Source organism: Zhongshania sp. R06B22 (assembly GCF_040892595.1).
In the GTDB taxonomy this organism is placed as follows: Bacteria; Pseudomonadota; Gammaproteobacteria; order Pseudomonadales; family Spongiibacteraceae; genus Spongiibacter; species Spongiibacter arctica.
This window is the reverse complement of record NZ_JBFRYB010000001.1, coordinates 1,072,183-1,093,362: the sequence shown is the minus strand read 5'-3', so window position 1 is coordinate 1,093,362 and position 21,180 is coordinate 1,072,183. Positions and strand designations below refer to the sequence as shown.

Here is a 21,180-nt window from a genome sequence, read left to right as displayed (position 1 = left end):
TTACCCAACCATGAAGAAGGATGCTACCGTGAAAAAGTTACTGTGCTGTTTTGTGCTGTGCCTTTCGCAATTTGCTATGGCCGAGAAAGCGTTGCATTTATTTAACTGGAACGACTATATCGCTGAAGATACTGTGAGCCGCTTTGAAGCCGAGTGCGGCTGTAAAGTGGTACAGGATTATTTTTCTGCCACCGAGGAAATGATGGCCAAATTACTGGCCGGCGCTGGCGACTACGATGTTGTTATACCCACTCAAAACGCAGTCGAAGCGCTAGTTAAACAGGGTTTCTTATTACCATTAGATAAAAGCAAACTGAGCAATATCGGCAACACCGCCAAGGGTTTTCTAAATAAAGACTACGATCCCGGCAATATATACTCACTGCCTTATGCATTTACCACGACCTTGATTGGCTACAATGAGCAGAAGATAGCAGAGCTAGATATAGACCCAAGTGACTGGTCAATCATTTTTGATCCTGCCGTGTTGAAAAAAATCAAAGGCAAGGTCACGGTAATGGATGACTCGGAAGAGCTATTCGCGGCAGCGCTTAAGTACCTCGGTTACTCGATTAACGACAATGACGAAAAACACCTCAAAGAGGCCCAGGCACTAATTTTAAAAGCCAAGCCGTACTGGGCGGCTTTTAATTCGTCTAGCTACATCAAGGAGCTCACCGTTGGCAATATTTGGGTTGCCCACGGTTACTCCAGCGATATGTTTCAAGCGCGCGCTGACGCCGCTGACGCCGGTCGTGACTTTAGCGTTAACTTTGTATTACCTAAACAAGGTGCGGTTTTGGCACTGGACAATATGGTAATTCCTAAAAAAGCGCGTGACCCTGAGCTGGCCTTGCAATTTATAAACTTCATGATGGCACCAGAAAATGCCGCTGAATTAACTAACGTGGTTGGCACGGGCAACCCAAACGCAGCAGCAACGCCCTTTATCGAGCCTGAGATTTTAAAAATCTCAGCAATCTTCCCCAACGAGGAAGTGCAGAAAGGCTTGGAAACTGTCGCTGCGCGCAACGCCAAACAACGCCGACTCCTCAATAAACTGTGGACCGAGGTCAAAGTTCGCTAAGCCCAGCAAGTGGGCGGCTTTGCATAATTTTCGACATGTTCTATGCTTTAAATGGGCATGCCAGTCGGTGTGTCCACTTTAAACGTGCTCCCAACAACTTCATCTTGAAAAGGGATTTTATGATGAAATATCTATTCGGCCGACTGGCCGCACCCGTTTTTTTGCTCGCTTTGATGCTTTTAGGCCCCTTTATCAACGTCGCTTATGCACTGGATATCAACACCGCCACCGCAAAAGAGCTACAAACATTGAAAGGGATTGGCCCCAAACGTGCGGAAGCCATTATTCGCTATCGCAAAGAAAATGGACCCATTCGCTCCGCCCAAGATCTATTGAGCGTGCCGGGCGTGGGCGCCAGCATCATTAACGCTAATGGCGAAGAATTAACATTCGCCAGTAAAAAACCAGCAACACCCCCCAAGTAATCCAAGGAGACCGGCATAAACACCGGCCATGCCCGAGCGGCAGGTGTTTATACCCCCCTCAAATTCCTGTAGCATTCCTCGCAAGATCCCACGCCTCCAAAGCCGACCCCAATAGGTAGCCCGGCGGACGCTAGTATTAAGGCCCAGCATGCAAACCTTAGAAATCACCCGCCCCGACGACTGGCATATTCATTTGCGAGACGGCGATGTATTAGCTCACACCGTTGCAGACGCTAGCCGCTATTTTGGTCGGGTTATTGTTATGCCAAATTTAACGCCGCCCGTGCGTAACCTTGCTGAAGCGACGGCCTATAAGCATCGGATTGAAAACGCGCTACCGGCCACTGGTCATAAGCTGCAGCCTTTAATGGTGCTTTATCTCACCGACAACACCAGCCCTGAGGACATTGCCGCGGCCGCCGCATCCGATGTGGTGTTCGCTGCAAAACTTTATCCAGCGGGGGCCACCACCAATTCAGATTCGGGTGTGACGAATATTGAAAATCTCTATCCAATATTTGAATGCATGGAAAAACACGGCTTACCGCTGCTAGTCCACGGCGAAGTCACCGATGCTGATATTGATATTTTTGATCGTGAAGCACGCTTTATTGATCGCTACTTACGTCAAATCGTCGAGCGCTTTACCACCCTCAAATTGGTACTAGAACACATCACCACATCCGATTCAGTGCAGTTTGTAAAAGAATCTGGCAACAATGTCGCGGCCACTATCACCGCCCACCACCTATTATACAATCGCAACCATATGCTGGCGGGTGGCATTCGACCCCATTATTACTGCCTTCCGATATTAAAACGGAATACGCACCAGCAGGCGCTTATTGCGGCGGCAACATCGGGAGACCCTAAGTTCTTTTTGGGCACAGACTCGGCGCCCCACGCCCGTGACAAAAAGGAAGCTAGCTGCGGCTGTGCAGGCTGCTATACCGCCTACGCAGCAATGGAACTATACGCTGAAGCATTTGAAACAGCAGGAAAACTGGATAAGTTAGAAGCGTTTGCCAGTTTTTACGGTCCGGACTTTTATGGTCTACCACGCAATAGCGACACCATTATTTTGCAAAGAAACAGCTGGACCGCACCGGAGCATCTTCCGCTCGGCAGCGACACCATTTTTCCGCTGCGTGGCGGTGAACAACTGCACTGGCAGCTAGCCTGAGATAAATATGGAATTCAACGATGAAAAATCGATGATGGCACAACGCTTTCGAGGCTTCCTACCGGTAGTCATAGACGTTGAAACCGGCGGTTTCAACAGCCAAACCGATGCGGTACTTGAAATTGCGGCTACATTTTTACGCATGGACGACTCCGGCCAACTCGAGCCCGACGAAACCCTTAGCTACAATGTAGAACCATTCGAAGGCGCGAACTTAGAGCCCGCCGCCCTTGAATTTACCGGGATTGATCCCCATAACCCATTAAGGCAGGCGCAAAAAGAAGTGACTGTGATGGGCGAACTAATGAAGCGAATTCGCCAACAAGTAAAAGCTAGTGGGTGCACCCGGGCGGTGCTAGTAGGGCACAATGCGCATTTTGATCTCGGCTTTGTATTAGCCGCTGTCGAGCGCAGCAACATCAAGCGCAATCCCTTCCACCCTTTTTCGGTTATGGATACCGCCAGCCTTTCGGGGCTTGCCTACGGCCATACCGTATTGGCTAGAGCTTGCCAGTTAGCCGAGATCGACTTCGATAACGACGAAGCTCACAGCGCTGCCTACGACGCCTTTAAAACTGCCGAATTGTTCTGCCAGATCGTCAATCGCTGGCAACAATTAGGCGGCTGGCGGTGGTCCTGATATCACCGCGTTAATTCACGGCTTAAACCGAAAGAAGCCGAGAAACAAAACGCAAATCAGCCACAACCATTAACGACATTACAACCCAAAACCATACTCAGGAGAGAATCACATGGCGTTTGAATTACCGGCACTACCCTACGCAAAAGACGCGTTGGCACCACACATCTCTGCCGAAACCCTCGACTTCCACCACGGCAAACACCATAACGCTTACTTAACTAAGCTGAATGAATTGGTACCCGGCAGCGAATTTGAAGGCAAATCATTGGAAGAGATCATCAAGACCTCCAGCGGTGTTTTGTTTAATCAAGCCGCCCAGGTTTGGAACCACACGTTCTACTGGCACAGCCTCAGCCCAAATGGCGGCGGCGCTCCAACAGGCGAGCTGGCTGCGGCAATTGACAAAGCCTTTGGTTCTTTCGAAGAATTCAAAACGGCATTCAATGGTAAAGCAGTAGGCAACTTCGGCTCCGGCTGGACGTGGCTTGTTAAAAATACCGACGGTAGCCTTGAGATCGTCAATACTGACGATGCCGACACCCCCATTGCGCGCGAAGGCCAAACACCGCTATTTACCGCCGATGTCTGGGAACACGCCTATTACATTGACTACCGCAATGCCCGCCCAAAATACCTAGAAGGTTTTTGGAAATTGGTGAACTGGGAATTTGCAGCAGCAAACTTTGCATAAACTAGCTCATCGCTAAAATGCATCTAGAGACCCCGCCTATGCGGGGTTTTTTTTCGCCAAAACAATCCCTCACTAGAACCCACTATCATTAAGCCATAAAAAAAGCCCGCCCTACCTTGCAGTAGCGCGGGCTTCTATGATCAGCTTCTGACTTATAGCTTGTCAGAATTCTCTGATAGGTATGCTGCAACGCCATCTGGTGACGCGTTCATACCCTTGTCGCCTTTGTTCCAGCCAGCCGGACATACTTCGCCATGCTCTTCATGGAACTGCAGTGCTTCAACCAACCGCACCAACTCGTCAACGTTGCGGCCGAGTGGCAGGTCGTTAATCAACTGCGAACGTACCAAGCCTTCTTTATCAATTAAGAATGCACCGCGGAACGCAACGCCAGCCTCAGCTTCTACATCATAGGCGCGACAAATGTCGTGACGAACGTCAGCAGCCATTGTGTAAGTTACTGGGCCAATGCCGCCATCTTTAATAGCCGTATTGCGCCATGCGTTGTGAGTAAACTGTGAGTCAATAGAGACACTGATGACTTCCACACCTAGCTCACGGAATTTATCCATGCGGTGATCCAATGCGATCAGCTCTGAAGGGCAAACAAATGTGAAATCAAGCGGGTAGAAGAACAGCAATGCGTATTTGCCTTTAGCCGCTTCACTTAACGTAAAGCTATCAACAATTTCGCCAGTACCCAATACTGCTGCGCATGTGAAATCTGGAGCCGGCTTGCCTACGAGAACACCCATGTAAAACACCTCTGATTAATGATTAGTATAAATTTATTCAACGACTAAAAATGCCGTAAAAACATGATTCAGACCGGCAATCATACACGCCACCCCCGCCCAATCCCATTGAATTTTATTATCAGCAACATAGTTTCAAACTATTAAACAGCGACTAAAAACCTTGTAAAAAGTTAATTGACAAGCATTCTCATTTGCATTACCGTTGTCATTCAACTTCGAAACCATAGAGATTCAAGATATTATGTACGTTTGTCTCTGCAAAGGTATTACCGACAAGCATATCCGCGACGCCGTAGATGCCGGTGCCGGCAGCTTTCGTGAGGTTCGACGTCAACTTGAACTAGCAAGCCAATGCGGCAAATGTGGCTCGCTGGCACGCAACGTCTACGATAGCTATCTGGCTAACTTTGACGAAAATCTGTGTTATGCCGCCGCGTAACGCAACTGATAACGATTTGTTTTACCCTTCTCTTAAACCTTTAAAATCAATCACTTAGCTTGACTTTCAAGCTTTAGCAAGCGCACAATCAGAACTTGTGTATAGCTAATGCAAAAGGACAACAAGTATGAAAGGTGACAGTAAAGTTATTGCCTACCTCAATAAAGCTCTCGGCAATGAACTCGTAGCGATCAACCAGTACTTCCTTCACTCCCGCATGTTTAAAGACTGGGGGCTAAAGGAGCTCGCGGACTACGAATATCATGAATCCATCGACGAGATGAAACATGCCGATAAGCTTATCGATCGAATCCTGTTTTTAGAAGGTCTACCTAATCTTCAAGATCTCGGTAAATTGCTGATTGGCGAGAACACCAAAGAAATTTTAGAGTGTGACCTCAGTCTTGAACTCAAAGCCGTTCCAGACCTTAAAGACGGCATTAAGTACTGCGAGTCGGTCAGCGACTACGTCACCAGAGACCTATTCGCAGAGATTTTAGAATCTGAAGAGGAGCACGTCGATTGGCTGGAAACCCAGCTCAGCTTGATTGACAAAGTCGGCATTCAAAACTACCAGCAGTCTATGATCGGTAGCATCGGCGGCTAGTATTGCTAAGTGCCTCAGACCTGAGGCACTTTATCCCTCTACTTGGGCGCTAGCGCCTCGCCCTCAAAACGTATGCCCTTCCAACCGCTGCGCATAAAACCCCGAATATTGGCATGATCAGCCCCAGCCGGATTTTCCAGTACGTCTTTAACATAATAATCACCAAAGGCATTTAATGTCGCCTGCTCACTTAGTTGATGCAAAAGACCAAAGGCAAAAATTTTGCACGATCCGTTGTTGGACCCCGCATCGCTATGTTGTTCGCCATTGGTGAACGCAGTGGGTGTGAACACATACTCTTGGTCAATTACCGCCATAACGTCTGCAAATGGCTGCGCTGATTGATTAAGCTTGACTATAAGTTGTTTGCTTGTCATCTAAATCCCATTAACACCTTGTGATAAATAACGCCTAATTATAAAGACTAAGACACCAAATTTCAGACAAAAAAATACCGGAGCAAGTCCGGCATTTTAATTCATCGCTGCAAGTATTTTAGTGTCTTTGACTTACCTTCACGCGGGTATTCCAATAATTCTCATTGTGTCGTTGACGCTCATTCAAGTTACCGTGGTCTCGGTGATGTTTGCTGTCCTGCTGCTTATGGCTGCGGTCATCGCGGGCGAAACGGTCGGGGCGTTTGTCATAATTTTCATGGTTGTCATGTCTTCCCTGATTATCACGGCGATAGTCCTTGGCTCTATAGTGGTTTTCACCTCGGTAATAATTGCCGCCGTGCTTACCTGCATGAATGTCGGTATAAACATGCTGATTACGATAGCCATTATTGTAGTTATAACGATTTCTATCACTATTATGATGGCCGGTGTCACGGTAGTTCACCTGATGTCCACAATGCCTGTCATGCACATGTTTTTTACTGTGACGACGATCGTCCCGATAAGAATCATGCGCGGCATATAATACCGCCGCGCCAATCATTATCGCCGCAGCGGTCTCCACGCCGTCGGCATGGGCCTGCTTAGGTGATACCGCAACAGCCACTATCAATAGTGCAGCAATAGCAAAATGACGGATCGAGGCTGTGCTTCCAATAGGTAGTGCTTTGCTATTTGTCATGATCGCTTCTCCTTTGTGTATGCCTAAAGTATCAGGAGTTAACTGAATGACAGCTTAAGCAATACTAAATATGACACCAGCTTACATTAGCTATTATTGATCCCCGAGCGACGTATCGAATTCTCCAACAACACTCCCCATCACCGGATCTTCGGTTGCGCCCCTCAACATAAATATTTCAACACGGCGGTTTCTGGCCCGGCCCTCAGCCGTACTATTGTCGTCAATAGGCCTCGTATCCGCGTAACCAGTTACTCTAAAGCGGCCGGGGGATTGACCACTACTTTCGACAATACTGCGAATCACCGTGGCAGCTCGCGCGGATGACAGGTCCCAATTTGAGTAAAACCTATCCGTGCTTATCGGAATGTTATCGGTATGACCTGCAACCACTATCTGACCGTCAATATCATTTAAAACATCGCCAAACTTAGTAATTACCGTGTCAAACCCTGGGGACAGCTCAGATTTCCCCGATGGAAATGACCCCCTCTCCCGAATTCTGATAATAATGACCTTATTGCCATCATTTTCAACTTCAACCAAGCCGTCCTTAATTTCCAACTCAAGATGCGCTTTCACCTTTTCAAGATCGTCAAGCATATTTTGATCGGCTTCTTCCGACACAAAGGTCGTCATTTCTCGCAGCGCCTCTTGACGCACCTCATTAACCACCGTGGGTCTAACTGTGCCGGGGGTGAACTCCCGTGCGATCATGCTGGTACCTATAGGCGGTTTAAACGCAGGCACTTCACGCTGCACCCCAAACGCGTCTTTCATCGATCCCGACAGTTCTTTAAATTTCTGCTTATCCATCTCCGAGAATGAGAAAAGCAATACGAAAAAGGCGAGCAGCAAAGACATCAAGTCGGCAAAGGTTAATACCCATGCTGGGGCACCTGCATCCGGCTTTTTAGCTGGAACATCATCCACTTACGCCTCCTCCGCCTTCTTGTCTGGCTCGCGCTTATTATCAGGCAAATACGTTGATAACAGGGATTCCAAGACGCGGGGATTAATCCCCTCTTGAATACCGTCCACCGCCTCGAGTATGAGATGGCGATTGCGACGCTCCTCTGAGGTTCTAAAAGCCAGCTTTTCTGCCATAGGCAAGGCAACCACGTTTGCTAAAACAGCCCCATATAGGGTCGTTAACAAAGCCACAGCCATAGCCGGACCGATCGCTTTTGGGTCTGACATATTCGACATCATTTGAACCAAACCCACTAGCGTACCGATCATACCCATCGCCGGAGCAGATTCACCAAAGCCTTTAAAAACCGCCTCACCCATTTCATGGCGCTCAATTGCCATATTGATCTCTTTATTCAATACCCGTCGCACAAATTCTGGATCATGGCCATCAATTGCCATTTGCACGCCCTTGTTTAAAAATTCGTTGCTTATTTCAAGAGACTCCAGACCCAGCAGGCCTTCCTTACGAGCAACACCAGCCATTTCCATGCACTGAGCGATCAGGGCTTCAGAGCTGGTGGTCTTGTGCACAAATGCGCGGGAAGCTACTTTAAAAGCACCCAAAGTTTGGTCTAAGGGAAACTTCACTAAATTAGCTAGCAGCCCCCCGCCAACGACAATCAACAAACTTGGCGCATCAATAAATCCGCTCGCACTGCCGCCGATCAAAATTGCCGCGACAATGACACCAAGCGCGCCCACCATGCCTAATAGCGTTGCGATATCCAACTGACTTCTCCAATGTCTTATTTACTCAGTCAGGTATAGTGTCGATTCATGAACTGAGCATCGTCGACTATTACCCTCATACGTGACCCACTTAACGGCTAAAGACGCGCTCTCTGTATAAGAGAATACCCTGATAGCGCAGGCCAAATTTGCAGTATTTAGCCCTAAGTCAATGTAAAACCTTAGTAATACACCTAGCCCTTTTCCACATGGTATGCTTGCGCGACAAACAGAAGGGGTTCTCAAAATCACGTCATGCTTACTGAACATCATCTAGATTTTGGCCGAGGTCCCGCACGTTGGTTAGAGCGTCAAACAAGCTCAGATACCCTGCATTTCTCAGCGGCAAATGGTTTTCCGATTGCTAGCTACGGTTTCTTCCTTAAGTATTTTCACAGCGATTTCAGTATTCTTGGACTTGAAAATAGAGGAGCGTGGGGCGACCAGCTGCCGCCGCGGGACTTTACATGGCAGCAACATGCAGAAGACTTAATCGCCTTTTTAGACTATCGACGAAACACAAAGCAAAAAGGCCCCGTCATTGCGATGGGGCACTCTATTGGCGCAACAGTGAGCGCACTTGCGGCGGCCAGAAGACCTGATTTATTTAAGGCATTACTGATGATTGACCCCGCTGCCATTCCCGGCCGAATCCTGCCAGCGGTGGCGGCAATTACCCCAACCAGGCTGCGAGGCCAGTTGAATCTTGTAAAAAGTACGCGGCGGCGAAAGCCGATATGGGAAAGCCGAGCGACGTTTATAGATTACCATCGCGGCAAAACGGCATACCGACGTTTTTCAGATACCGCGATTGAGGACTACGCCCAAGCCGGTCTTATTGAACAGACCGATAGCAGCTTCAAATTGCGATACAGTCGCGAATGGGAAGCCCACAACTTCCAGCACGTCTATTCTCCTTGGCAGGCCTTACGTCATATGAAAGTGCCCACCTTAGTAATGCGCGCCGAACATTCCTACCTTCACAAACAACACGATTTTGCACGCAATATGGCCCGAGTTTCACCCTTGGTCAGTCACAGCGTCATCACTGGCGCGGGCCACATGGCGCTGCAGGAAGATTGCGAACAAGTTGTTGAAAAAAGCTATACTTGGCTGCGTGAAAACCAACTCATCAGCACAGCAATATGATGAACTCGCGCGCAATTTCAGCTCTAAATGACAGTATTCGGCTCCCCGCGTACCAAACGGCAAAATGCCTTGCCGTGCTGGTATTCGCCACGTTATTAGCCGCCTGCGGGTCTATACAAGAGACCGAGGAGCAAGCCCGCCAAGGCACAAGCGAGCAATGGCAGTCAGTCAGCCTTGGCGACCACAAGATGGGCTATCGCCACATCCTCAAAGAAAGTACCAAGTCCCTAATTAAAACCACCGAAACCCTATCTGTTACCTTGAGCCAACCAGGCAGCCGAGACCGAGAAATCAGCACCACTCTGAGCTATCACGAATCCAAGTCTGGCAAACCTATCGCCCTGTATAAAACCATAGTATCAGACACCGCCAACCACCAGATGAGCGCGATCGTAAAAGGAAGCTCACTCGCATTGCGACTCAAAGAAAGTGCAAAAGCAGAGTACTACCCCATAGAACAACCTTTCTACTTGCCCGAAGGCCTGCGGCTCGCCTTACTTAAACAAAGCGGTGCTGTTCGCCAATTAGAGTATTACAGCTGGAATTTTAGCACCCGCCAGTTCAACAGGACTCAGCTAACAGTAAAAGCCTACTCGAGCCCAGATCAGCCCGACTACGCCTGGCATATACAAAGAGCCACCGTTATTGGCGGCAGTAGTAAATACACCGACATTTTCGCTGATAAGGAATTTCGGCCTTTAACTGAGCGCAGCCATTCAAACGGCGACGAAGTCCTCATTGCTAGCTGCGACAAAGCCTGCGCAATGGCAAGCTTTGTCCCCAACACCCACGTTTACCGACAACTGATTCAATCACCTTATAAAATCACTGACACCGCGCTGAACGGTAAAATACGCTATCGCCTGGTGGGTGACTTTAGCTTGCTACCGCCCACCACCTACGAACAGGAGGTAAAGCGCACGCCGCAAGGAACCGAGCTTGTCATCTGCCAAGACTGCGGCACAGAAGCGCCACCCAGTGCAGCGGATTTGCGCGTGGCAGTGAGCAACAACTACTGGCTGCCCGCGCAGAATCCCATATTTAAAAACTTAGTCACCGAAATATTGCCAGACCGCAACTCCGACGTGAGTGGCCAGATGCAGCGCCTGACACGCTATGTCACGCGGCATATGAGCGATGAGGCCAGCTATTCGGGTTATGCAACAGCCCTCGAAGCCTACGAAAGCAAACAGGGCGATTGCACGGAGCACGCTCTGTTGCTGGCCACACTCGCCCGAGCGGCAGAAATACCGACCAGAGTAGTATTTGGCCTCGCCTACACTAATGAGCGTTTTTTGGGACGAAAATACGTGTTTGTGCCACACGCATGGGTACAGGCATGGACGGGAGAACGATGGGAAAGTTATGACAGCGGGCTGGGGGCTTTTACTGCCGGCTATATCGCTCTTGGACTAAGCAATGGTGATCAAGCAGACATACTGAAAATCAATGAACAGCTACACAAAATCCATATTGAATCGGCAATACAAATCAGGAGTCGCTGATACGATCAACGACTCCTGACAAAAAACCTGCTGCGGGGATAAAACAAACTCTAATGACTGCAGATTACTCGTAAGCAACCGGCATTTCTTGCAATGCTTCGTCGCTAGCCAAATCAATATCGGCAACCACGATAGCGCCCCCGCGAACGGCGCCAACAACTGTTACTTCTTCAATTAGCTGCACGGGTTCGTCAGCCATTGCACTCATCGGTGTAACAACCACGGCTGCTGCCGCAAGCATCATTACACGTACAAAACCATTTACACTCATATCAACTCCATCGCCCTTGGGCAGCTAATCCAAATTGCGTCAACCTTCACATACTGCTGGAGGGCTTCAATGGGCTAAGTATCGTGTACTATTGTTACAGTGTTATGACTTTAATATGACAATATGTAAAAAACGTGAAGAAACGTAAGCTTTTATACTGCGGGATCCACGACAAAGCGCATAATACACTCAGCGTCGCATTGACCTAAACGGCGCTCCCGAATAATTTCCGGCACCCCATAAGAGCTGGGCCCGATATTCAGTGAGATGTTAGGCTAAGCAAAAGCTAGCCCAGCATAAAACAGCTAACAATAATTAAGGTTTTTATTTGTAATGACTTACCCATTCAAGCTTGCGCGACTATAAATATGCATTCGCTGCGTTACACCCTAGTCGCCATTATTATTGGCCTTGCGGCCATCGCACTCTATTCTCAATCGCGCCAGTTGGAACAAATACGAGCACAGCTAACAGAATATCAGCCCAGCCAAATCGACATTGGTTTCAGCCAATCCATGGCCATTCACCATCAGCAAGCCATTGCCATGTCTCAGCTAATGTCGGATGGTCGACCCAGCGGTCTCATACCTCTAGCCCAAAACATAGCCGGCCAACAGCTCTTAGAGCTAGGACAAATGCAGGGTTGGCTGCGACTATGGGACAAGCCCTTTGTCCCAAATTCAAAAGACATGGTCTGGATGCTTATGGGGTCAAAGCCTCTGGACGAGGCTTTTCAGCAATATGTCATTGATTGCGGCAAATCAGCCCAAGGCATGCCCGGCCTCGCCAGCGCCGAAGACATGCAACAACTCAGGGTGTTGGCGGGTCGCGAGCGTGACACCCTATACCTTAGCCTCATGCTAGCCCATCATCAGGGCGGTGTGCCGATGGCTCGTTTCGCGACTGAAGAGGCCCACTTGCCAGCTGTTAAACTGCTGGCAGCGCAAATCGTGTTGGACCAATCAAAGGAAATCCAGAAAATTAGCGCCATACTTAATGCCTATGCGCAAGCTGCTGAAGCCGCTAAGGACTTGTAAATTAACGACATCACATATCACAACAATAAAAATATTTTCGGAGAACAAGTATGAAACCCATCGCTTTCCTTGGCGCACTAATTGCGTTTAGTGCAATAGCAGCCTGTAATTCCAGCAGCGACAATAGCAATCCGACAACTAGCACCGCCATCGCAGAAGGCGCCACACCTCGCGCCAGCTGCGGCACAGGCTCATTGCCCGAGCAAGGTATGCAAGGCCGCGTCAGTCAGGCGGACCATGACAGCGGCTTGGCCGCTCAGGGATTTCGCTGTAACACCGAACTAGTTGGCTCATATATGGTGCCCAATGCCATCGGCACCGTGGGCGGCTTCAAAGTGGAGCGCTACGTGGATGCCAGCGGCAATGAGTGCGCCTATTACGACAGCACCCTACTTTTTCCAAGCAACGCCCTAGACTTGAACGTCGGCGTCAATGTGCTGGATATGAGCGACCCCGCCAACCCCGTCCTCAGCGCAAGACTGCTGACCCCGGCGATGCTATCGCCACACGAATCCTTGGTAGTCTCACAGCAAGCGGGCATTTTGGCGGCGGTTATGGGAAGCCCTGCCTTTTATCCCGGTATTGTAGATGTATATGACCTGTCAGCCGATTGCCGCGACCCACAATTACAATCTTCTGCCTTGGTTGGTGTTCTCGGCCACGAAAGCGGCATGGCACCCGATGGCAAAACCTTTTATTCGGCATCACCGGGCACGCCTACCCTAACCGCCGTCGACATTTCGAATCCACGGCTACCAATGCCGATATGGAGCGGAAACTACACTTCTCACGGCCTGTCTATTAGCAATGATGGCAACCGAGCTTATCTCGCCTCAGGCAATGGCAAGGGTGTCTTGATAATGGACGTGTCGGAAATTCAAGCGCGGGTAGCCAATCCTCAGGTACGGGAAGTGGCCAGTATCAGCTGGGACAATCAAACTATTCCGCAAAACGCTATTCCCTTTACTCGGGATGGCAAAGCCTATTTATTGGAAATTGACGAATACTCCAAAGCCCAGGGTGGCGAAGGCGGCGGTGCACCCGCTGTGGCCGCTCACGGCGCCGTTGTCGGTGCTGGTCGTATTATCGATATTAGCGACGAAACCCAACCACGGATAATTTCTAATCTGCGCTTGGAGGTTCACGAGCCCGAAAATCGAGAGGCTATTGCCGCTGACCCCGGCGCGCAAAACCCCACCGGTGGCTACGCAGGGCACTACTGCAACATTCCCACCCGAGTTAACCCAGATATCGTCGCCTGCAGCATGATTATCTCTGGGCTGCGCATTTTCGATATTCGCGATCCCTACAATCCCCGCGAGGTGGCCTACTACAATGCTCCGGTACAACCCAGAGTCCTAACCGTCCCCGCCCCCGCAAGCAACTGGGCAATGTCTAGTCCCGCCTTTGTCGCCGAGCGCAAAGAGATTTGGTATACCGACGGCTACAGCGGCTTCTATGCCATTCGCGTTACTAACGGTGCGTGGTAACAGTGGCTTAGGCCTCGCGGCGCCGACACTGCGCCGCGAGCAAGCAGACGGATAGAATTTAAATGGTATACACCACAGCGCAAGAGCAAAATAACAGCGTCAATATAAATAACTCTCCAGAAATGATGCCTTTAGTATGACAAGCAAACCCGAGAACGCAGCTGAAGATACCATCGATGGCGTCCCGATTACCGAGCCGCCCTCAGCCTTAGCACCTCTGCACGAGCCGGCGTTTTTCCGCATTTGGAGCGCCAGTCTGCTGTCCAACTTTGGCCACTTGATTCTCGGTGTCGGCGTCGCTTGGGAGATGACCCGTCTCACCGATTCACCCAGTATGGTAGCTTTAGTACAAACCGCCATGATGCTGCCGCTGATGCTGGTTGCACTGCCCGCAGGCGCGATAGCCGATATGTTCGATCGTCGCAAAATTGCCATGCTCGGCCTAAGCATTGCCGCTCTTTTCGGCACCAGCTTGTCACTACTCGCCTATTTTGAATTAACTAGCCCCTGGGTGCTGCTGGCATTCTGCTTTTTAATCGGCACCGGCATCGCCATTTTTGCCCCCGCCTGGCAGTCTTCTATTGGCGAGCAAGTCACAAGCAGAGACCTGCCCGCAGCGATTGCACTCAATACTATTAGTTACAATATTGCCCGCAGCTTTGGCCCCGCAGTGGGCGGGTTGCTCGTGGTCACCCTTGGCGCTCAAGCCGCCTTTGCCGCCAATGCAGCCGGCTATCTACCGCTGATTCTGGCTTTCTTTCTGTGGAAACGCGGGCATATTGTCTCGCGCCTGCCGCCCGAACGTATTAGCCGCGCTATTGTCTCTGGGGTCCGCTATGCGTTTCATTCCAACCCCGTCCGAACGGTGCTGATACGCACCTTCGTTTTTGGCCTAGCCGCCGCAACAGCAACCGCTCTAGCGCCGCTTATTGCCAAAGACTTGCTCGGTGGCAATGCCAGTACCTTCGGGATTTTACTGGGTGCCGGCGGCGTGGGCGCCGTGGCCGGCGCGCTACTCATTAATGTCTTTCACCAGCGCTTTGGCACTGAAAAATCCGTTTCTGCACTTGCCGTGGTGAGCGGCATCGCCTTAATAGGCGTCGGCTGCAGCCGGACATTAATCCTCACCTGCCTAGGTATGCTGATTGCAGGCGGCGCCAGTATGTTAACCATTTCGCTACTTAATATTTCTGTGCAGCTGTCCGCCCCGCGCTGGGTCACCGCGCGGGCGCTGTCGCTTTTTTCTTCAATGCTGACCGGCGGCATCGCCATAGGGGCATGGCTGTGGGGTAATGTTGCCAATCAATGGTCTATAGAGATCGCCATTATTGCGTCCGGTGCAGTCATGCTAGTCATGCCACTGCTGTCAATTTTCCTGCGACTGCCCGAGGCCAATAATGCCGGTGCCGAAGCCGTCGCCATCTCATTCGAGCCCGAGGTTGCCCTCGCAATTACCATGCGCTCTGGCCCAGTGGTAATAGAAATTGAGTATCAGCTGAAGCCGTCAAAAGCGCGCGCATATTACGATGCAATGCAGGAAGTACGACGGGTACGTTTACGCAACGGCGGCTTTAATTGGTCGATCAGCCGCGACATCGCCGACCCCGAACTATGGGTAGAACGCTTCCACTTTCCAACGTGGGGGGATTATTTGCGGATGCGCGATCGCTACACCAAAGCCGATATCGATGCCCAGGCCGCCGCTGACGCTGCCACCATTAATGGCAGCATCAAGCACGTTCGGCGCTATCTAGATCGGCCCTTCGGCTCCGTGCGCTGGGATGCAGATTCGCCAGATCCAAAACAAGAACCCATGGTCCAGATAGGGCCATTAAATAATTAATTAGCGGCCCCAAAAAGGGCCGCCAACTATGCCATCAGCGGCAATTAGAACTGCACGCGCCCCTCAAGGTAATAGGATCGCAAGGGCTCAAGTGTGCCACGGAACCCACCCACATCTAACACTGTGGGCGAGCCAATACCCACCGTCATCTCATCGCTAAGATTTTTGCCTACTAAAGCCAGTGACCAGCGACCATTAATCTCACCCACTGCCAAGCGCGCATTAACCTTGGTATAGGCATCTTGAATACCACGGGGATCAAGATCACCCGAGGTGAAATGGCGATCTTTATACGAGACATCCGCGGTGAAATCGAGCATGACGCTGCTACTCAGGGGAATGCTATACGTACCAGAAAGTGACGCGCTCCACTTAGGCGTTTGCTGATTTTGCTTACCCGTTAAATCACAAATGTCTTCATCGTCAGTGGCCACGCAGGGACCTTCTCGATAATCCAACCATTCAAAATCTAAGTAGGCAAGTGAAGCGCTCAACATAAACGATTCACTGAGCAACCAGCGGCTATCTACTTCCACACCCTGGGTCAATGCGCTACCAGCATTGGAAACCACAAAACCAGCAACACCATCAAACACACTGACCTGCATTTCCTCGTACTTAACGTGGTAAAGAGCAAAGTTCAATTCTGCTGCACCGTCGGCAAGTGTCATTTTGGCGCCGAGCTCATAGGCCGTGGCTAACTCGTCTTCAAACTCAAAATTAGTACCGCCGCCGCCAGGGCCTTCACTGGCATTATTATTACGGGCGTCAAAGCTGCCAGACTTAGCACCCTGGGTTGCGGTGAAATAGGTCATCACATCTGGAGTGGCATTCCACTGAACGTTCAGTGAGGGCAGAGTGACCCCCACATCGCGAATACGGTGCAGTTCATGGGCTTCTATATTAAGGGCCGACAGCACCGCGCCAGTCACTGGGTCAACATTATTGCGAGTACCTGATTGATATAGAAACAACTCTCTAAAACCTTCTTTTTCTTCACGCACATAGCGAAGGCCTAATGTCGTACGCAAGGTTTCACTCCAGTTAAACGTCAACTGCACAAAACCAGACCAGGCATCACTGTTCATATAAAAGTTTTTATCGAGATCGGCAGACACATTGGTCTGCATGTTTATCATGCAGCCAAGCAAATCGCGACCGGCGTCTGCCAGCGCGCCATTGCGCACCACCAGTGGCGTAGACTCATCAAAGACCATTTCGCTGCTCTGATAAAAGGCACCAAAGATATAGTCCATAAATTCGCCACCGGGAGAGGTAAAACGAAATTCCTGACTAAGTTGATCGTATTCTTCCATACCCAGCAAAGGCACTGTATTGAAACTGCTGGAATCACCGTCGAACAGATCTTCAGAATCAAAGCCGCTGGCCGCTGTTACCGATGTAAACGTACCCGCCGCAGATTCAACATCCACGTTTAAGGTAACGTTATAATTATCAATTTCGGCGAACTCTTCGGTGTCGGTATTCTTGATACCGTCGAGTGTGACATTCTCACCGCTACAGCCAGTGAGCGCGCTCGCATGACTGGTTTCAAACTGCCGACCGCGCTGCACTCGGTTGGTCTTCTCTAGCTTTAAGCTCGATTTAATGGCCTCTGTGGGATCCCAGCCAAAAGTAATCCGCCCCGAAAACTCCTCAACACCGGGCTCGTCTCGGGCCAGCGCAGGATTTTCGTTATACATATAACCGTCTTCATCGCGACTCCGGAATGCCGCCCGCACCCCAAAGCTATCGCTGATTGGCAGCGACACCATTGCTGAAAATTCTTGAATATCGTCAGGGCCACCGGTCATACCACTGAAGTACGATTCCAGCTCATCACCAGGTTTGGCGGAGATCAGGCTCAAAGCCCCTGCTATGGCGTTTTTACCAAACAAGATCGACTGCGGACCACGCAACACCTCCACCCGCTCAAGGTCCATAAAGGCTCCGCGGGTCTGGTGCGGCCGTCCCAAATGCACACCGTCAGAAAAGATACCCACCGACAGCTCAAAACCCTGATTAGACCCAGAGCCAACACCGCGCATATACACATTGGGCAATAATCCGCCTTCCACCATCTTAAAATTAGGCGTGTAGTCAGACAGGTCGCTGAGATTTTCAATCCCGGCTTTTTTCAGCTTATCGCCGTCAAATGCGGTTACCGAAACCGGTACGTCGGCCAAAGATTGCATACGTTTCTGGGCAGTAACCAGTACCTCTTCCAGCTGTAATTTCTTTCCAGCAGTGGCCTCGGTCTGCGCCATACTTTGCATAGGTAAACTTATAAGCGCGCTAAGAGTTAGCGCGCCGGTCAGGGCTTTCTGCATTGTTCGCCTCGCTATTATTTATTATTGGTATGCGATTGGTGAAGCTATGATCTCAGTATTGCACTATGTTACTTTTTTGTCTAACTGTGTAATTAATTGAGTGCAGCCATCCTATGTATCGACCTCAATCGGCTGGGCTCCTCCCCGAGCGCCGACACAAATGAAGTGCTTGGTCACCGCGAAACAATATTCACCCTAGCTATATTTACACTATCGTGTAAAAGTATATTGCAGTTACTTTTATTAACTCCTTGGAGCGCCCGCGCCCCGACGAGCCAATACCGGGGTCAATATATTTTGAATAACAATAATAAATTAAGGCATTACCGCTTACCCACCGCCAGACCCAATAAGTCAAAAATCGGCCATCAATGTATTGCCGCACTGCTTGCCGCAGCGCTGATGCCAAGCAGCAGCTTTGCCAATAAAAGCAGTGGCACCCTAGAAGAGGTTTTGGTCACCGCCCGCAAGCGCAGTGAAAGTATGCAAACTATCCCGATTGCCGTCAGCGCCCTCACTGGTCAAGACTTACTAGACAGAGGTATAAGCAATACCAAAGAACTGACCAAGATGATTCCCAGTTTGGAAATTCGCGAGGGCCAAGCGAATCAAATTTATATCCGTGGCATTGGTGAGCGCACCGGCTTCGCCCGGGTCGACCCCGCCGTGGGCGTATATTTGGACGATTTGTTTCTGCCTCGCTCAGACGGCCAGCTTTTGGATACCGTCGATGTACAAAGCATCCAGGTATTGCGCGGCCCACAAGGTACGCTGTTCGGCAAAAACACCACTGGCGGTGCCTTGGTGGTCAGCCTGATCAAACCCAATGACAGCCACGAGGCTTATGTCGATGTTGGCGCGGGAAACTTCGGTCAAAGACACCTCAAAGCAGCAATCAACGTTCCCATCAGCGACACTTTTTTTAGTCGGGTCGCGGTCAATATCAACAAAAATAACGGCTTTATAGAAGATGTATCCAACGGCCGAAGTAATAGCTCGATTGATCGCCAATCCCTACTATTCCAAACCCGCTGGGAAGCCAGTGAATCATTCAGCATCGACACCCAAGCCTTTTTGGGTAAGGTGCGCGAAAACTTCCCCGGCGCCAATTGTAATGTGCCAAGTAATCACGCCCTGTATATCGAAGGGCTGTGGGTCGCCCACCCAGGTGATACCGACCCCAGCAATTTAACGGCATTTCGGGAAAACTGCGAAAGCAATTCCCGCCAACGACTCGGTGACCTTAAATCTAATGAGGGCGAAAATGCTCAGCTCAACAAAGATCTCGATACCCTGCTACTCGCAGCCACGACGGAGTGGGAAATCAGTGACAGCTTGAGTTTTAAAACCGTGATCGGTCTTCGCGGTGAAAAAGAAGGCCCCATCCAGGCCAGCGACACCGACGGCGGCCCAGCATTGTGGGGCAGCTATGTGAATACCGAGGACAGTAACCGCCGGTCATATAGCCTCGAACTTCAGTTAAATGGTGACGCATTCTCCCAACGCCTGAACTACACCACCGGTCTCTTCTTAATGCACGAGACCAATACCGAAAACTTCACCATCACCAATACACTCAGAGGCTTGGACGCTCAAACCGTGGGTGAAATTGGCCTAGGTGAAAAGCCCACGCGACCGGTTCCAGGCGGCACCATACCGCTGATTGGTTTTGTAGGCGCCCCACTCATTGCCTCAGAATTTGATCTTGCCAACACCACCGCCGCCCTATTTGCCCAAGGCTCATTCGACCTGACTCAACAACTTGAAATCACTCTAGGATTTCGTATTACCGCCGAGCGACGCGAGTCCGAGTTGACCACACTAGAAGCGGACATGGACGCCATTGGCGAACGCATAACTGGCAGCGGCCTCTTTGGTAACGGAATGACAGTGGGTGTATTTGGTCCGGGCGCGGAGGGTTTCTATCCTTATCTGGGGCCGCTGGGCTGGCGGGATGATCCGGTCAGTATCGCCGCTGCTTTATTTCCCGACGCCAATGGCGACGCCCTGCTCGACTACCCGGTCAACCCCAATAGCTTTCGCAGGGAAACTCGCGAGGAGGTCTTTACCCAAAGCACCCCCATGCTATCGGTGTCATACACCCTGCCCGAGCAATGGCTGGACGGCAGTTTTATCGACAGCAGTATGCTGTATGCCACTTGGAGCCGAGGCTTTAAGTCAGGCTTCTTTGAGCCGCGCGGTATAGATGGTCTGCAAAAAATCGAACCCGAGGTCGTCACCAATCACGAAATTGGCTTTAAAGTGGACGCCTTTGATCGCAGCCTGCGTATAAATGCCGCTTTTTATGCCATGGACTTTAACGACCAGCAATTAATCGCGGTGGGCGCCGACTCCCAACAAAACATTGCAGTGGTATTCAGTAATGCCGGTAAATCGGAAATTCGCGGCGCAGAATTTGAAATTAACTGGCTGCCACTGCCGGCGCTGGCATTCAATGCCGCACTGAGTATCAATAATTACCGCTATCTGGAATTTACCGAACTCGATCTACAAGCCGCCGTTATCGGCCAAGAAAAACGGGTTGATCGCACTAATGAAACCTTTCCCGTTACGCCTGATAAATCGGCTTCTATCGGCGTGCAGTACACCTGGTCTGGCGATTTTGGCGAGATAAGCCCACGCATTGATGTTAGTTATAAAAGCGCTATTTTTTACGGCTTTGATCCCGGTTCTTACGCTATATTCAAACAGGATGAAGAGCTGGCAGGTCAACCGGCCTACGCCTTGATCGACGCCCGCTTGTCTTGGCAAAACCCGGCGGGTGACACCACCGTATCTGGCTGGGTAAAAAACCTGAGTGATGAGCGTTATCGCATCGGCGTTGTTGCGGTTGCCGATTCCTCAGGGATCTACAACCAAGCCTATGGCGAGCCGCGCATGTTCGGTATCGACATTAGAAAAACCTATTAATAATAAA

The 21,180-nt window shown here is 50.3% G+C and carries 20 protein-coding genes; 13 read left to right on the top strand and 7 right to left on the bottom strand.

The window, feature by feature from the left end; translation table 11 throughout:
• The first annotated feature begins 28 nt into the window (after positions 1 to 28).
• The 5 genes from AB4875_RS04955 (at position 29) to AB4875_RS04935 (ending at position 4,029) form a co-directional block, all read left to right on the top strand.
• Positions 29 to 1,087: a polyamine ABC transporter substrate-binding protein gene (locus AB4875_RS04955; protein ID WP_368374944.1), complete on the top strand. Its 1,059-nt coding sequence runs from the start codon at positions 29 to 31 to the stop codon at positions 1,085 to 1,087.
• A 119-nt stretch (positions 1,088 to 1,206) separates the two neighbouring features.
• On the top strand, positions 1,207 to 1,512 hold the full coding sequence (locus AB4875_RS04950) for a ComEA family DNA-binding protein (RefSeq protein ID WP_368374943.1): 306 nt from the start codon (positions 1,207 to 1,209) through the stop codon (positions 1,510 to 1,512).
• A gap of 148 nt (positions 1,513 to 1,660) precedes the next feature.
• On the top strand, positions 1,661 to 2,695 hold the full coding sequence (pyrC, locus tag AB4875_RS04945; protein ID WP_368374942.1) for a dihydroorotase: 1,035 nt from the start codon (positions 1,661 to 1,663) through the stop codon (positions 2,693 to 2,695).
• A gap of 7 nt (positions 2,696 to 2,702) precedes the next feature.
• Positions 2,703 to 3,335, top strand: a complete 633-nt coding sequence (gene rnt, locus AB4875_RS04940) for a ribonuclease T (RefSeq protein WP_368374941.1) — start codon at positions 2,703 to 2,705, stop codon at positions 3,333 to 3,335.
• Positions 3,336 to 3,447: 112 nt separating this feature from the next.
• Positions 3,448 to 4,029, top strand: a complete 582-nt coding sequence (locus AB4875_RS04935) for a superoxide dismutase (RefSeq protein WP_368374940.1) — start codon at positions 3,448 to 3,450, stop codon at positions 4,027 to 4,029.
• 152 nt (positions 4,030 to 4,181) lie between these two features.
• Here AB4875_RS04935 and AB4875_RS04930 read toward each other — a convergent pair whose 3' ends face one another.
• Positions 4,182 to 4,784, bottom strand: a complete 603-nt coding sequence (locus AB4875_RS04930; RefSeq protein ID WP_368374939.1) for a peroxiredoxin — start codon at positions 4,782 to 4,784, stop codon at positions 4,182 to 4,184.
• A 244-nt stretch (positions 4,785 to 5,028) separates the two neighbouring features.
• Between AB4875_RS04930 and AB4875_RS04925 the strand changes: the two genes are divergently transcribed.
• Both AB4875_RS04925 and bfr read left to right on the top strand, forming a co-directional pair.
• Positions 5,029 to 5,226: a bacterioferritin-associated ferredoxin gene (locus AB4875_RS04925; RefSeq protein ID WP_368374938.1), complete on the top strand. Its 198-nt coding sequence runs from the start codon at positions 5,029 to 5,031 to the stop codon at positions 5,224 to 5,226.
• A 127-nt stretch (positions 5,227 to 5,353) separates the two neighbouring features.
• A complete protein-coding gene (gene bfr, locus AB4875_RS04920; RefSeq protein ID WP_368374937.1) occupies positions 5,354 to 5,833 on the top strand; it encodes a bacterioferritin in 480 nt (159 codons plus the stop codon).
• Between the two features lie 38 nt (positions 5,834 to 5,871).
• Here the strand turns inward: bfr and AB4875_RS04915 are convergent, their stop codons facing one another.
• The 4 genes from AB4875_RS04915 to pomA all read right to left on the bottom strand — a co-directional run bounded on the left by AB4875_RS04915 (position 5,872) and on the right by pomA (position 8,617).
• Entirely contained in the window at positions 5,872 to 6,210 is a 339-nt protein-coding gene (locus AB4875_RS04915) for a HopJ type III effector protein (RefSeq protein WP_368374936.1), read from the bottom strand.
• A gap of 118 nt (positions 6,211 to 6,328) precedes the next feature.
• On the bottom strand, positions 6,329 to 6,913 hold the full coding sequence (locus AB4875_RS04910; protein ID WP_368374935.1) for a hypothetical protein: 585 nt from the start codon (positions 6,911 to 6,913) through the stop codon (positions 6,329 to 6,331).
• A gap of 93 nt (positions 6,914 to 7,006) precedes the next feature.
• Complete coding sequence (locus tag AB4875_RS04905; RefSeq protein WP_368374934.1) at positions 7,007 to 7,846, bottom strand: flagellar motor protein MotB; 840 nt, start codon at positions 7,844 to 7,846, stop codon at positions 7,007 to 7,009.
• Positions 7,847 to 8,617, bottom strand: coding sequence for a flagellar motor protein PomA (gene pomA, locus AB4875_RS04900; RefSeq protein ID WP_368374933.1), 771 nt, complete (start codon positions 8,615 to 8,617; stop codon positions 7,847 to 7,849).
• Positions 8,618 to 8,872: 255 nt separating this feature from the next.
• Here pomA and AB4875_RS04895 point away from each other — a divergent pair, with 255 nt between their 5' ends.
• Together AB4875_RS04895 and AB4875_RS04890 are read left to right on the top strand one after the other, a co-directional pair.
• Positions 8,873 to 9,766 (top strand): alpha/beta fold hydrolase, encoded by an 894-nt coding sequence (locus AB4875_RS04895; protein WP_368374932.1) that lies wholly within the window; start codon positions 8,873 to 8,875, stop codon positions 9,764 to 9,766.
• Entirely contained in the window at positions 9,763 to 11,271 is a 1,509-nt protein-coding gene (locus tag AB4875_RS04890; protein ID WP_368374931.1) for a transglutaminase-like domain-containing protein, read from the top strand. Before AB4875_RS04895 ends, AB4875_RS04890 begins: the two co-directional genes overlap by 4 nt.
• Positions 11,272 to 11,335: 64 nt before the next feature.
• Here AB4875_RS04890 and AB4875_RS04885 read toward each other — a convergent pair whose 3' ends face one another.
• Positions 11,336 to 11,542, bottom strand: a complete 207-nt coding sequence (locus AB4875_RS04885; protein WP_368374930.1) for a hypothetical protein — start codon at positions 11,540 to 11,542, stop codon at positions 11,336 to 11,338.
• Between the two features lie 368 nt (positions 11,543 to 11,910).
• On the opposite strand from AB4875_RS04885, the gene AB4875_RS04880 reads away from it, so the two are divergent.
• From AB4875_RS04880 to AB4875_RS04870, 3 genes are all read left to right on the top strand, one after another.
• Positions 11,911 to 12,579, top strand: coding sequence for a DUF305 domain-containing protein (locus tag AB4875_RS04880; protein WP_368374929.1), 669 nt, complete (start codon positions 11,911 to 11,913; stop codon positions 12,577 to 12,579).
• Between the two features lie 50 nt (positions 12,580 to 12,629).
• Positions 12,630 to 14,069, top strand: coding sequence for an LVIVD repeat-containing protein (locus AB4875_RS04875; protein WP_368374928.1), 1,440 nt, complete (start codon positions 12,630 to 12,632; stop codon positions 14,067 to 14,069).
• A 136-nt stretch (positions 14,070 to 14,205) separates the two neighbouring features.
• Positions 14,206 to 15,912 carry an MFS transporter gene (locus AB4875_RS04870; RefSeq protein WP_368374927.1) on the top strand — a complete coding sequence of 569 codons (1,707 nt, stop codon included), beginning with the start codon at positions 14,206 to 14,208 and terminating at the stop codon, positions 15,910 to 15,912.
• A gap of 44 nt (positions 15,913 to 15,956) precedes the next feature.
• Here AB4875_RS04870 and AB4875_RS04865 read toward each other — a convergent pair whose 3' ends face one another.
• Positions 15,957 to 18,242 (bottom strand): TonB-dependent receptor, encoded by a 2,286-nt coding sequence (locus tag AB4875_RS04865; RefSeq protein WP_368374926.1) that lies wholly within the window; start codon positions 18,240 to 18,242, stop codon positions 15,957 to 15,959.
• A gap of 297 nt (positions 18,243 to 18,539) precedes the next feature.
• Between AB4875_RS04865 and AB4875_RS04860 the strand changes: the two genes are divergently transcribed.
• Positions 18,540 to 21,173 carry a TonB-dependent receptor gene (locus tag AB4875_RS04860; protein WP_368374925.1) on the top strand — a complete coding sequence of 878 codons (2,634 nt, stop codon included), beginning with the start codon at positions 18,540 to 18,542 and terminating at the stop codon, positions 21,171 to 21,173.
• The last annotated feature ends 7 nt before the right edge of the window (positions 21,174 to 21,180 follow it).